This is a genomic window from Mycobacterium sp. (assembly GCF_032159765.1).
Lineage (GTDB): Bacteria > Actinomycetota > Actinomycetes > Mycobacteriales > Mycobacteriaceae > Mycobacterium.
In genome coordinates this window covers 39,708-53,704 of sequence record NZ_JAVHWM010000091.1, presented here as the reverse complement: position 1 = coordinate 53,704, position 13,997 = coordinate 39,708, and the positions used below count along the sequence as shown (strand labels likewise).

8 protein-coding genes are annotated in these 13,997 nt (G+C 66.2%); all 8 read left to right on the top strand.

What is annotated here, in order from left to right; genetic code table 11:
• Positions 1-238: 238 nt before the first annotated feature.
• The 8 genes from QOH60_RS10165 to QOH60_RS10130 all read left to right on the top strand — a co-directional run bounded on the left by QOH60_RS10165 (position 239) and on the right by QOH60_RS10130 (position 13,948).
• On the top strand, positions 239-1,225 hold the full coding sequence (locus QOH60_RS10165) for an alpha/beta hydrolase (protein WP_526419739.1): 987 nt from the start codon (positions 239-241) through the stop codon (positions 1,223-1,225).
• A gap of 150 nt (positions 1,226-1,375) precedes the next feature.
• Positions 1,376-2,275: an alpha/beta hydrolase gene (locus QOH60_RS10160; RefSeq protein ID WP_526419737.1), complete on the top strand. Its 900-nt coding sequence runs from the start codon at positions 1,376-1,378 to the stop codon at positions 2,273-2,275.
• 74 nt (positions 2,276-2,349) lie between these two features.
• On the top strand, positions 2,350-2,835 hold the full coding sequence (locus QOH60_RS10155; protein ID WP_526419734.1) for a DUF732 domain-containing protein: 486 nt from the start codon (positions 2,350-2,352) through the stop codon (positions 2,833-2,835).
• A gap of 9 nt (positions 2,836-2,844) precedes the next feature.
• The gene (locus QOH60_RS10150) at positions 2,845-3,891 is read left to right on the top strand and encodes a cutinase family protein (protein ID WP_526419732.1); all 1,047 of its coding nucleotides are present in this window, start codon (positions 2,845-2,847) and stop codon (positions 3,889-3,891) included.
• A gap of 60 nt (positions 3,892-3,951) precedes the next feature.
• Complete coding sequence (locus QOH60_RS10145; RefSeq protein ID WP_526419779.1) at positions 3,952-4,818, top strand: cutinase family protein; 867 nt, start codon at positions 3,952-3,954, stop codon at positions 4,816-4,818.
• Positions 4,819-5,080: 262 nt separating this feature from the next.
• A complete protein-coding gene (gene fadD32 / locus QOH60_RS10140) occupies positions 5,081-6,979 on the top strand; it encodes a long-chain-fatty-acid--AMP ligase FadD32 (protein ID WP_526419777.1) in 1,899 nt (632 codons plus the stop codon).
• 31 nt (positions 6,980-7,010) lie between these two features.
• A complete protein-coding gene (gene pks13, locus QOH60_RS10135) occupies positions 7,011-12,398 on the top strand; it encodes a polyketide synthase Pks13 (RefSeq protein ID WP_526419730.1) in 5,388 nt (1,795 codons plus the stop codon).
• On the top strand, positions 12,398-13,948 hold the full coding sequence (locus QOH60_RS10130; RefSeq protein WP_526419728.1) for an acyl-CoA carboxylase subunit beta: 1,551 nt from the start codon (positions 12,398-12,400) through the stop codon (positions 13,946-13,948). The genes pks13 and QOH60_RS10130 overlap by 1 nt, the downstream gene beginning before the upstream one ends.
• The last annotated feature ends 49 nt before the right edge of the window (positions 13,949-13,997 follow it).

The following is a 13,997-nucleotide window of genomic DNA, read 5'->3' as shown; positions in this document are numbered from 1 at the left end:
AGCGCGCGGATCGGCAACACCGGGATGTTCCAGGAGAAATGCACGAATGCCGGGGGATGCAACGGAACAGTTGCAGAGTCTCAAGCCCGACCTGATCTCGAGCGTGAATCGGTGATCGCAAAAGGGCAGGTGAGGGACTCGCGTCAGGTCAACCACATAAAGGTGTGGTTGACTACCCAAGGCACGGCAGCGGGGACGCGCGGTGCCATTCGCATAAAAGATGGGATGGACACACACAATGAAGTTCGTTGAGAAGTTGCGGGGCCCCTGGGCTCGCAGATTGACGGTCGCGGCCATGGCTGCGGCGTTGCTGCCGGGTCTGGTCGGCGTCGTAGGGGGCTCGGCGACTGCGGGGGCGTTCTCTCGGCCGGGTTTGCCGGTTGAGTACCTAGAGGTCCCCTCGGCGGGAATGGGTCGCGATATCAAGATCCAGTTCCAAAGCGGCGGCGCCGGTTCACCTGCCGTCTACATGCTTGACGGGCTGCGCGCCCGCGACGATTTCAACGGCTGGGACATCGAGACCAACGCATTCGAGATGTACTACCAGTCCGGTCTCTCGGTGGTCATGCCGGTCGGCGGCCAGTCCAGCTTCTACAGCGACTGGTACAAGCCGGCGTGCGGCAAGGCCGGCTGCCTGACCTACAAGTGGGAGACATTCCTCACCCAGGAGCTGCCCGCGTACTTGTCAGCCCAGAAGCAGGTGAAGCCCACGGGCAGCGCCGCCGTCGGTCTGTCGATGGCCGGGTCCGCGGCGATGACGCTGGCGATCTACTACCCGCAGCAGTTCCCGTACGCAGCGTCGCTGTCGGGCTTCCTGAACCTCTCTGAGGGCTGGTGGCCGACCCTGGTCGGGACGTCGATGGGCGACGCCGGCGGCTATAAGGCCGCGGACATGTGGGGACCGAAGGAAGATCCGGCGTGGAAGCGCAACGATCCGATGGTCAACATCAGCAAGCTGGTCGCCAATAACACCCGCCTGTGGGTGTACTGCGGCAATGGCAAGCCCAATGAGCTCGGCGGTGGCGATTTCAACGCCAAGTTCCTCGAAGGCTTCACCCTTCGCACCAACAAGACCTTCCAGGACACGTACATCGCGGCAGGCGGCAAGAACGCGGTGTTCAACTTCCCGGAGTCGGGGACCCACAGCTGGGCCTACTGGGGTCAGCAGCTCGGCGCGATGAAGCCTGACATCCAGCGGGTGCTCGGCGCCACGCCGACCAGCTAGGCGCGAACAAATCGACCCGACGGGGGGTGGCCACAGCGATGGGTCGCCCCCGTCGGTCATTTCCCGAGGCTGCACGACCGTCGCGCCTTCGCCCTGTGATGTGATTCACTACGTTGCGTCGATCTGACGCGGCGGCTGTGAGGGGTGGCGATGAAGGTGAGTGCGATATTCCTGCGTGCGGCGGCGGCCGTGATCCTCGGGGCTGGCCTGCTGGCCGCCCCCACCGCGATGCCGGGTATCGCGAACGCTGCCGGTGTCGAAATGCTGATGGTCCCGTCGGGCGCGATGGGCCGTGACATCCCGGTTGCCTTCCAGGCGGGCGGTCCCCACGCCGTCGTTCTGCTGGACGCCTTCAACGCCGGCGACAGCGTCAGTAACTGGGTGACTGCGGGCAATGCGATGAACACGCTCGCCGGCAAGGGCATCTCGGTGGTAGCGCCCGCCAGCGGCGCCTACAGCATGTACACGGACTGGGAGCAGGACGGCAGCCGCCAGTGGGAGACGTTCCTGTCGCAGGAGCTGCCCGACTGGCTGGCGGCGAACAAGGGGCTCGCACCCAGCGGCCACGGAATCGTCGGCGCCGCTCAGGGCGGTTATGGTGCACTGACGCTGGCCGCCTTCCACCCGGACCGGTACCGCTACGCCGGCTCGCTGTCCGGCTTCCTGACCCCGTCCGCGACCACGTTCAACGGCGCGATCACCGAGGGCCTGATGCGCTTCGGCGGTGTCGACTCCCGCAATATGTGGGGCCTGCCCCAGTTGGGGCGGTGGAAGTGGCACGACCCCGATGTGCACGTCTCGCTGCTGGTGCAGAACAACACACGGCTGTGGTTGTTCGCCCCGCAGACGCTCACGTGCAGCGATCCCGCGGCGATGATCGGCTATTGCGATCAGGCGCAGGGCACCAACCGGACGTTCTACCAGCACTACCGCTCCGTCGGCGGGCATAACGGCCACTTCGACTTCCCGCCGGGCGGAAATCACGACTGGTCGACGTGGGGCCCGCAGCTCGGGGCGATGTCGGGCGAGTTGGTCGCCACCATCAAGTAGCCCGGGCACCCGCACGGGTCCCGTGCGCGACGTCGCTCACGCGGGAGCCCACCGATCGCCGGTACCGTGGAAGCGTGCAACGGACGGCAGGCTTGACGGCGGGGTGCTGTACCGCCGTGATGACGACCCTGGTCGCCGCGTTGTCGGGTTGCTCGGCGGGCGATGGGTTCATGTCCAGCGTGACGCTGCCGGCCAGCGAAACCTCGTCCAAACAATCGGCGACGCCCGGCCAGGTGGCGTCGGCGCTTCCGCCGTCTGCGACCGCGGGAACGGGCGGCCGCGGTGTGCTGACGGTGAGTGCGCAGCAACAGGGTTATCTGGATGCGCTGGTGTCGGCGGGCCTGCGCCCGTCAACTGACCTGCTGGCACTGTCGATCGGCTCCTATGTGTGCCAGGCCCGCGCGGCCGGCCAGAGTCAGCAGGCGGTATGGGATTACGTGCACCCGCTGGTATCCAATGACGTGCACGCCGCTCACATGACCGCGAGGGCACCGACAGCGGCCGACGTCGACGCCGCCACCGCGAGCTACATCCGCATCGCCACCGAACGACTCTGCTAGCAGGAGACCATGGAGGACGACACTCGGCGGAAACGCCGTCTCATTCTCGCGCTCGCGGCCGCGGGCGCGGTGTGCGTGCTTGTCGCGATCGTGCTGATCTTCGCCGTCAACTACTTGCGCGGACCTGCAAAGCCGCAGGCGACGTCGTCGAACTCGGCTGCACCACCGTCCGGAGCGCCGCCCACCGGTCCAAGCACGCCGTATACGCCGAAGAAGCCGCGTCCGGAGTTCCAGGACGCCAGTTGTCCTGACGTTCAGGTGGTTTCGGTTCCCGGCACCTGGGAGTCGTCCCCCAAAGACGATCCGCTGAACCCGACGCTGTACCCGAACGCCCTGATGCTCAACGTGACTCGCCCGCTGGCTCAGCAGTTCGACCCGGCCCGGCTGCAGACGTACACGGTCCCCTACACCGCGGAATTTCACCGGCCGTTCGGCACCGACAAAGAGATCTCGTACGACGACAGCCGCAAAGAGGGCTTCGATGCGACCGTCAAGGCGATGACGGACATGAACAATCGGTGTCCGCTCACCAGCTATGTGATCGTCGGATTCTCACAGGGTGCGGTGATCGCCGGAGACGTCGCCGGCGACATCGGCAACGGCAGGGGTCCTGTTGACGAGGATCTCGTGCTCGGTGTCACGTTGATCGCCGATGGGCGGCGCGAACCCGGCGTGGGCAAGGACGTCGGCCCCAACCCGCCCGGCCAGGGCGCCGAGATCACGCTGCAGCACGTGCCGTTGCTGTCGGGCGACACGCTCAAGCCGTTCGGGATCACGATGACCGGCCCGCGTCCAGGGGGCTTCGGGGCTCTCAACGACCGCACCAACCAGATCTGCGCCACAGGCGACCTGATCTGTGCCGCGCCCGAGGAAGCGTTCGACATCACGAACCTTCCGCACACCATTGACGTGCTCACCGGCAGCGCGGGCTCGCCCGTGCACGCCTTGTACAACACCCCGGAGTTCTGGAGCGAGAACGGCCTTCCCGCCCCGGCGTGGACCCGCGACTGGTCCGCGCGGTTGGTCGACGCCGCACCCCATCCCAAGCACGGGTGAGGCGTGGCGCACAAGTTCGGGCGCAATCGCACCATCTGGATTGCCGTCGGCGTTGTCGCCGTGGTGCTCGTTGGTGTCGGATTGGGCTTGTACTTCCACAACAGGCCAGGAGGAAAAGCCCAGAGCGCCGGCTGCCCCGACGTGATGCTGGTTTCGATCCCCGGCACCGCGGAGTCATCTCCGCAGCAGGATCCGCTGAACCCAACGCAGTTCCCAAATGCGTTGCTGCTCAATGTAACTGCGCCCCTTGCCAAACAATTCGACGCGAGCCGCCTGCAGGTGTACACCGTCCCGTACACCGCGCAGTTCCACCGCCCGTTCACCAGTGACGACCAGATGAACTACGACGACAGCCGAACCGAGGGCACCGCGGCCACCAAGAACGCGATGGCCGCCATGGCGGCCAAGTGTCCACTGACCGACTACGTGATCATCGGATTCTCGCAGGGCGCGGTGATCGGCGGTGACATCGCCAGCGACATCGGCAATGGCCGGGGACCCGTTGCCGCGGACCGGGTTCTCGGCACGACCCTTATCGCCGACGGACGCCGCCAGACCGGCGTCGGCCAGGACGTGGGCCCCAATCCCGACGGGGAGGGGGCGGAGATCGTCTTGTACGGCGTTCCGTTCATCCCTTCCGGCATGACGATGACCGGCCCGCGAAACGGAGGCTTTGGCGCACTCAACGACCGCACCAACCAGATCTGTGCGCAAAGCGACCTCATCTGCGCGGCGCCCAAAGACGCCTTCAGCCTCCTCAATCTGCCCGCCACAATCGAGACGCTGGCCGGTGGCGCAGCCCACCCCGTGCACGCGCTGTACAACACTCCGGAGTTCTGGGCCGTCGACGGGCAGCCGGCCACCGCATGGACGGCCAACTGGGCGTCGCAACTGACCAACGGCGCGCCTCACCCGGTGGCGAGATGACAGTTCAGACACGAAGGGTCCCGACGATTTGGCGCCCGACCAGGCGTCCCCTAACATTAAGAAATAACTAAGAGCAGGAGCGGCCGCCCCGTCCAAATCGGCTGGTCAGCAAGGCCCGACGACATCAAGTCCGGGCGCCGGTCCAGGTCACGGGGATGACGCCAGGCCTCTGTACGATCTGTAAGGTTTGGGCTTTTGCGGCGAGAGCGGTCAAAGGTGACGCAAGCCGCGTGGTGTTCGACAGGAAGAGAAGAACGTGCCGATTTGGGTGAATCCGTTCATCGACAAGGCGACAGGACGCATCAAGTTCCCAGAAGGTGCCAGCCTCGTCCGTCACGTGGAACGGTGGGCCCAGATTCGGGGCGAGCATCTTGTGTACCGGTTCCTCGACTTCTCCACCGAACGCGACGGCGTCGAGCGCGATCTGACGTGGTCGCAGTTCAGCCTGCGTAACCGTGCTATCGCAGCGCGCCTTCAGCAGGTCACGCAGCCCGATGACCGGGTCGCAATCCTGTGCCCGCAGAGTCTCGACTACCTGACGGCCTTGTACGGCGCGATGTACTCCAGCCGACTCGCCGTTCCGTTGTTCGACCCGGCCGAGCCCGGTCACGTCGGCCGGCTGCATTCGGTTCTTGACGACTGCACGCCCTCTGTCATCCTGACGACCACCGGTTCTGCAGAGGGAGTTCGGAAGTTCTTCCGTAACCGGCCGGCCAAGGAACGCCCCCGCATCATCGCCGTCGACGCGGTGCCCGACGAGGTCGCCGACACGTGGGTTGAGCCGCCGCCAGCCACCGAAGAGACGGTCGCGTATCTGCAGTACACCTCCGGCTCGACACGCGCGCCCGCCGGTGTGAAGATCACTCACCTCGCGGTGGCCACCAACATCATCCAGGTGATGACCGCGCTGGAGGGAGAAGAGGGCCACCGCGGCGTCAGCTGGCTGCCGTTCTTCCACGACATGGGTCTGATCACGATCATGCTGCCGTCGATCATCGGCAGGTACGCGACGTTCATGACCCCGGCCGCCTTCGTGCGCCGCCCCATTCGGTGGATGCGCGAGCTCGGGGTCAAAGGCAACGACGCCGGGCCGAGCATCTCGGCGGCGCCGAATTTCGCATTCGAGCACGCCGCGCGCCGCGGTCTGCCGAAGGAGGGCGAGCCCGACCTCGACCTGAGCAACGTGAAGTGCATCCTCAACGGCAGCGAGCCGGTGTCCCAGGCGTCGATGCGCAGGTTCTACGAAGCGTTCGCGCCGTACGGACTGTCGGAAAAGGTCATCAAGCCGTCCTACGGGATGGCAGAGGCCACGTTGATGGTGTCCACCACGAAGGCCGATGAGGCGGCGAAGGTCATCCACGTCGACCGCGACGAGCTGGCCAACGACCGGCTGGTCGAACTGCCCGAAGGCGCGCCCAAAGCGGTGCCGCAGGTGGCGTGCGGCGAGATCGGATACGACGAGTGGGCGGCGATCGTCGATCCCGACACCGCCACCGAACTACCCGACGGTCAGATCGGCGAGATCTGGGTGCATGGCAACAACGTCGGCGTCGGCTACTGGAACAAAGAAGAAGAATCCCGCGAGACTTTTCAGAACATCCTCAAGTCGCGGGCCAATCCCTCCCACGCGGAGGGTGCTCCCGACGACGGGACGTGGATGCGCACCGGCGACCTCGGCGCGTACCTCGACGGCGAGTTCTACGTCACCGGCCGGATCAAAGAGCTGGTGATCATCGACGGCCGCAACCACTACCCGCAGGATCTCGAATACACGGCGCAGGAGGCCACGCGTGCGCTGCGGCCCGGGTTCGCGGCAGCGTTCTCGGTGCCGGCTAACCAGTTGCCGCAGGAAGTCTTCGACAACGCGCATGCCGGCCTGACGTACGACGCTGACGACACGTCTGAGCAGTTGGTGATCGTTGGCGAACGCGCCGCCGGTACGCACAAACTCGAGGTGGCACCTGTGGCCGACGACATCCGCGCCGCGGTCGCCGTCCGGCACGGCGTCACGGTACGCGATGTGCTCCTGATGCCGGCGGGCTCGATTCCGCGCACCTCCAGTGGCAAGATCGGCCGCCGGGCATGCAGGGCCGCCTACATCGACGGCAGCCTTCGCCGCGGCACGGCGTCCCCGAACTCCTTCCCCGACGCGGCGGACTGACAACCGCGGCGGGCGATATTTCGAGAAGGCAATGACAGAACACGAGACTGAAGTCACAAGCAATAGCCCCGGCGACATGACCGTCGCCGAGATGCGCACTTGGCTGCGCAATTGGGTGGCCAGCGCCACCGGCCAATCGCCCGACGCGATCGACGAGACCACCCCCATGGTCGAGCTCGGGCTCTCCTCACGCGATGCGGTCGCGATGGCCTCCGACATCGAGGACCTCACCGGCGTGACGCTGTCGGCGACAGTGGCGTTCCAGCACCCCACGATCGAGTCGCTGGCCACGCGGATCGTCGACGGCGAGCCTGTCGTCGAGGACACAGGAGAAGACGAGGACTGGTCGCGCGTTCGCGACGTTGCCGACATCGCGATCGTCGGGTTGGCCACCCGTTTCCCCGGCGACATGAACACGCCCGACGCGACGTGGCAGGCGCTGCTGGCCGGGCGCAGCGGTATCAGCGATCTGCCCGAGGGCCGGTGGACCGAGTTCCTTTCCGAGCCGCGAATCGCCGAGCGGGTCGCGAAGGCGCGCACCCGCGGCGGCTACCTGACGGACATCAAGGGCTTCGACTCCGAGTTCTTCGCCTTGTCCAAGATGGAGGCCGACAACCTCGACCCGCAGCAGCGGCTCGCTCTCGAATTGACCTGGGAGGCACTGGAACACGCACGCATCCCGGCGTCAAGCCTGCGCGGCGGCAGCGTCGGCGTGTTCGTCGGCGCGTCCAACAACGACTACCAGTTCCTTGCGGTGTCCGACCCGACGGTCGCGCACCCATACGCGATCACCGGCACAGCCACCTCGATCATCGCGAACCGGGTGTCGTACTTCTACGACTTCCGGGGACCGTCGTTCGCGGTGGACACGGCCTGCTCCAGCTCGCTCGTCGCGGCGCACCAGGCCGTGCAAGCGCTGCGTTCCGGCGAGTGCGACGTCGCGATCGCGGGTGGCGTCAACGCGCTGATCACGCCGCTGGTGACGATCGGTTTCGACGAAGTCGGCGGCGTGCTTGCCGCCGACGGCCGGATCAAGTCGTTCTCGTCGGACGCCGACGGGTACTCGCGCGCCGAGGGCGGCGGCATGCTCGTGTTCAAGCGTGTCGACGACGCCCGCCGCGACGGCGACCAGATCCTCGCCGTCATCGCGGGAAGCGCGGTCAACCATGACGGCCGCTCCAACGGCCTGCTGGCACCTAACCCCGACGCCCAGGCCGAGGTGCTGCGCCGGGCGTACAAGGACGCCGGCATCGACCCGCGCACCGTCGACTACATCGAGGCGCACGGCACCGGCACGATCCTCGGGGACCCGATCGAGGCCGAAGCCCTCGGCCGGGTGATCGGCAGGGGGCGTCCCGCCGACAAGCCGGCCCTGCTGGGTGCAGTGAAGTCCAACGTCGGCCACCTCGAATCGGCGGCAGGCGCGGCCAGCCTGGCGAAGATGGTTCTGGCGCTGCAGCACGACAAGCTGCCGCCGTCCATCAACTACGCCGGACCCAACCCGTACATCGACTTCGACACGGTGCGACTGAAGGTCGCCGACACCGTCACCGACTGGCCCCGCTACAGCGGGTACGCGATCGCGGGCGTCTCCGGCTTCGGGTTCGGTGGGGCGAACGCCCACGTGGTGGTCCGCGAAGTGCTGCCCCGCGACGTCATCGAGAAGGAACCCGAGCCCGAACCCGTCGTCGAAGACAAGCCCGACGAAGACGCCGGCGCCGCGTTCGTGGGCGGCGTGCGGATGGATGAGTACGGCGAGTTCATCGACCATGAGATTGATGCGGTCGCGCCGTCTGCCTTGGGCGACGTCGAGTACGAACTTCCTGGCCTGACCGATGAGGCGTTGCGGCTCAAAGAGATTGCGCTCGAGGAGCTGGATTCGGAGGAGCCGCCGGCTCCTGCAGTGCCGCTGGCGGTCTCGGCCTTCCTCACCTCACGCAAGAAGGCCGCCGCCGCCGAGCTCGCGGACTGGCTGGAAAGCCCCGAGGGGCAGGCGGCATCGCTCGAGTCGATCGGCCGGGCGCTGTCGCGGCGAAACCACGGCCGCTCGCGCGCGGTGGTGCTCGCCCACGACCACGATGAGGCCATCAAGGGCCTGCGCGCGGTCGCCGAAGGCAAGCAGCGGCCCAACGTGTTCAGCGCCGATGGGCCCGTAACCAACGGACCCGTCTGGGTGCTCGCCGGCTTCGGTGCGCAGCACCGGAAGATGGCCAAAAGCCTGTACCTGCGCAACGACGTGTTCGCCGAGTGGATCAACAAGGTCGACGCACACGTGCAGGACGAACGGGGCTATTCGATCGTCGAGCTGATCCTCGACGACGCGCAGGACTACGGCATCGAGACTACGCAGACCGTGATCTTCGCGATTCAGGTCGCGCTCGGCGAGCTTCTCCGCCACCACGGAGCCAAACCCGGTGCGGTTATCGGCCAGTCGCTCGGCGAAGCCGCCGCCGCGTACTTCTCTGGCGGGCTCTCGTTGGCCGACGCCACCCGCACCATCGCGTCTCGCGCCCATCTCATGGGTGAAGGGGAGGCGATGCTGTTCGGCGAGTACATCCGCCTGATGGCCTTGGTCGAGTACTCGGCCGACGAGATCAAGACGGTGTTCTCCGACTTCCCGGATCTCGAGGTGTGCGTCTACGCCGCGCCCAGCCAGACCGTGATCGGCGGGCCGCCGGAACAGGTGGACGCGATCATCGAGCGCTGCGAGAAGGAAGGCAAGTTCGCCCGCAAATTCCAGACGAAGGGCGCCAGCCACACGCAGCAGATGGACCCGCTGCTGGGCGAGCTGGCCGCCGAGCTGATCGGCATCGAGCCGCGGCCGACGACCATCGGCTACTACTCGACCGTGCACGAGGGCAGCTTCATCCGCCCCGGGCAGGCGATCCACGACGTGGACTACTGGAAGAAGGGCCTGCGGCATTCCGTCTACTTCACCCACGGCATCCGCAACGCCGTCGACAACGGCTACACCACGTTCCTCGAGTTGGCGCCCAACCCGGTTGCGTTGATGCAGGTGGGCTTGACCACCGCCGCCGCAGGCCTGCACGATCCACAGCTGATCGCGACGCTGGCGCGCAAGCAGGACGAGACCGAGTCGATGGTCGCGACGATGGCTCAGCTGTTCGTCCTCGGCCACGACCTCGACGTCCGGACGCTGTTCACGCGGGCGGAACGGCCTGCGGACTACGCAAACATCCCGCCGACCAAGTTCAAGCGCAAGGAGCACTGGCTCGACGCGCGGTTCTCGGGCGACGGATCGGTGATGATGCCGGGCACACACGTCGCGATGCCGGACGGGCGCCACGTCTGGGAGTACGCGCCGCGCGACGCGACCGACCTCGCGGCTTTGGTGAAAACCGCTGCGACGCAGGTGCTTCCGGACGCGGAGGTGACGGCTTCGGAGCAGCGGGCAGTGCCCGGCGACGGCGCGCGGCTGGTGACGACACTGACCCGCCATCCCGGTGGGGCGTCGGTGCAGGTGCACGCCCGTATCGACGAGTCATTCACCCTCGTCTACGACGCGATCGTGACGCGGTCCGGCCAGGTCGCGGCGTTGCCGGCCGCGGTTGCCGTCGGAACCGCAACGGCGCCAACCGAGGTCGTCGCAGCAACGCCTGCCGTCGACGAACAGCCTGATGCTGAAATCCTGCACGACCATCTGACACAAGGCGCCAATCTCGGTGCTGGCTTCGCGAAGTGGTCGCCGGATTCCGCTGAAAGTGTGGGGCAACGGTTGGCGACGATCGTGGCCAGCGCGATGGGTTACGAGCCAGAGGACCTGCCGTGGGAGGTCCCGCTCATCGAGCTCGGGCTCGACTCGCTGATGGCGGTGCGGATCAAGAACCGCGTCGAATACGACTTCGACTTGCCGCCGATCCAGCTGCAGGCCGTCCGTGACGCGAACCTGTACGCCGTCGAGAAGCTGATTCAATACGCGATCGAGCACCGCGACGAAGTCGAGGAACTGCACGAGTACCAGAAGACCAAGACCGCCGACGAGATTGCCGAAGAGCAGGCTCGGATGATGTCCGGCGCGTCGATCGAAACGCTCACTGCGCCTGCGCCCGACCCGCAGGCCGAGCCAGAAACGCAGCAGGCCGACAGTGGTGCCGCGGCCGACGCCGCTCCGCCGCCTGATGTCGCGGCCGACGCCGCTCCGCCGCCACCGCCGTCGAACAACCCTGAGGGTCCCCCGCGCACCGAGAAGCCCGCACTGGCTGCGGCCGCGGCCGTTCTCTCGCAGGAGGCGGTCACCGAGGCGCTCGGCGCCGACGTGCCACCGCGCGACGCGTCGGAGCGGGTGACGTTCGCGACGTGGGCGGTGGTCACCGGCAAGTCGCCCGGCGGCATCTTCAACCCTCTGCCAGACCTCGACGCTGCGACCGCGGAAAAAATGGCGCAGCGGCTGTCTGATCGGGCCGACGGTCCGATCTCGGTCGAGGACGTGACGTCGTCGGCCACCATCGAGGCGCTGGCCGATAAGGTGCGAAACTACTTGGAGGCCGGGCAGATCGACGGATTCGTCCGCATCATCCGGCCCCGCGAAGAAGGTTCGGACAAGGTTCCGGTGTTCGTGTTCCACGCTGCAGGTGGGTCGACCGTGGTGTACGAGCCGCTGCTGAAGCGGCTTCCGCCGGACACTCCGATGTACGGCTTCGAACGTGTCGAGGGCACCATCGAAGAGCGTGCTGCGCAATACATTCCGAAGCTGCGCGAGTTGCAGGGCGACGGCCCGTTCATCCTGGTCGGCTGGTCGCTGGGCGGTGTGCTGGCCTACGCGTGTGCGATCGCGCTCAAGGAGCAGGGCTGCGACGTGCCGTTCGTCGGGCTGATCGACGTGGTGCGCGCGGGCGAGGAAATCCCGCAGACCAAGGAAGAGACACGGAACCGCTGGGAACGGTATGCCCGGTTCGCCGAGCGCACGTTCAACGTGACGATCCCCGAAATCCCTTACGACCACCTGGAGACGCTCGACGACGCGGGCCAGGTGTCGTTCGTACTGGAGGCGGTCAAGCAGAGCGGGGTGCAGATCCCGGGCGGCATCATCGAGCACCAGCGCACGTCCTATCTCGACAACCGCGCGATCGACACCGCACAAGTCCGGCCCTACGACGGGCACGTCACGCTGTACATGGCAGACCGCTACCACGACGACGCGATCATGTTCGAACCGCGCTACGCCACCCGCAAGCCCGACGGCGGGTGGGGCGAGTTCGTCGGCGATCTCGAGGTGGTGCCCATCGGCGGCGAGCACATCCAGGCCATCGACGAGCCGATCATCGCGAAGGTCGGCGCACATATGAGCCAGGCGCTCAACAAGATTGACGCAGAAGCTGTCGGTCTTCGCGCAAGCGGCTCATCCGAAGCCGTCGGTCTTCGCGCAAGCGGCTCATCCGAGAGCAGAGTGGACAACTAGTGACCGACACCACCGCCAAGAAGCTAGCCGACCTGCACGAAAAGCTCGAACTGGCCAAGGAGCCCGGCGGTGAGAAGGCCGTCGCGAAGCGCGAGAAAAAGGGAATCCCCAGCGCCCGCGCGAGAATCCACGCGCTGCTCGACCCAGGCAGCTTCTTGGAGATTGGTGCGCTGTGCAAAACCCCGGGTGATCCCAACGCGTTGTACGGCGACGGCGTCGTGACGGGACACGGCAGGATCAACGGCCGACCCGTCGGTGTGTTCTCACATGACCAAACGGTTTTCCAGGGCTCCGTCGGTGAGATGTTCGGTCGCAAGGTGGCCAAGCTCATGGAGTGGGTCGCAATGGTCGGCTGCCCGATCATCGGCATCAACGACTCCGCAGGCGCCCGCATCCAGGACGCGGTGACCTCGCTGGCCTGGTACGCAGAACTCGGTCGCCGCCACGAGCTGCTCCGCGGCCTTGTACCGGAGATCTCGATCATTCTCGGCAAATGCGCTGGGGGAGCGGTCTATTCGCCAATACAGACAGACCTTGTAATTGCAGTGCGTGACCAGGGGTACATGTTCGTCACCGGACCCGACGTCATCAAGGACGTCACCGGGGAAGACGTCAGCCTTGACGAACTCGGTGGCGCGGATGCTCAGGCGCGCTACGGCAACATTCACCAGGTGGTCGAGTCCGAGGCTGCCGCATTCCAGTACGTGCGCGACTATCTGAGTTTCCTGCCGGGCAACACGTTCGACGATGCTCCGATCGTGAACCCTGGCCTTGAACCCGAGATCACTCCGCACGACCTGGAATTGGATGCGATCGTGCCGGACAACGACAACGCCGCCTACGACATGCATGAGATCCTGATTCGAATCTTCGACGACGGCGACGTGTTCGACGTCGCCGCGCACCGCGGCCCCGCGATGATCACCGCGTTCGCGCGCGTCAACGGGCGTCCCGTCGGTGTGATCGCCAACCAGCCGATGTTCCTTTCCGGTGCGATCGACAACGAAGCGTCCGACAAAGCGGCCGGCTTCATCAGGTTCTGCGACTCCTTCAACCTGCCTTTGGTTTTCGTCGTCGACACCCCGGGCTTCCTGCCAGGCGTCGAGCAAGAAAAGAACGGAATCATCAAGCGCGGCGGCCGCTTCCTCAACGCCGTCGTCGAAGCCGACATCCCGAAGGTGACGATCACGATCCGCAAGTCCTACGGCGGCGCGTACGCGGTGATGGGCTCCAAGCAGCTCTCAGCCGACTTGAACTTCGCATGGCCCACCGCACGCATCGCGGTGATCGGTGCCGACGGAGCCGCGCAGCTGTTGATGAAACGCTTCCCCGACCCGCACGCCCCCGAAGCGCAAGAGGTCAAGCGCTCGTTCATCGAGGGCTACAACGAGAACATTGCCATCCCGTGGATCGCTGCTGAGCGCGGATACATCGACGGGGTGATCGAGCCGCACGAGACGAGGCTGTTGCTGCGCAAGTCGCTTCACCTGTTGAAAGACATTCAGAAGTACGACCGCGTCCAGCGCAAGCACGGTCTCACGCCAATCTAGTTAGCGCCGGCTTTTGGCGCGAGCGTGCGTGTCTGCGGCCGACACGCCG

Bases quoted from the DNA above. Each gene is read 5' to 3' on its own strand.
- pks13 (WP_526419730.1), top strand. From the start codon at position 7,011: ATGACAGAACACGAGACTGAAGTCACAAGCAATAGCCCCGGCGACATG.
- QOH60_RS10150 (WP_526419732.1), top strand. From the start codon at position 2,845: ATGGAGGACGACACTCGGCGGAAACGCCGTCTCATTCTCGCGCTCGCG.
- QOH60_RS10160 (WP_526419737.1), top strand. From the start codon at position 1,376: ATGAAGGTGAGTGCGATATTCCTGCGTGCGGCGGCGGCCGTGATCCTC.
- QOH60_RS10165 (WP_526419739.1), top strand. From the start codon at position 239: ATGAAGTTCGTTGAGAAGTTGCGGGGCCCCTGGGCTCGCAGATTGACG.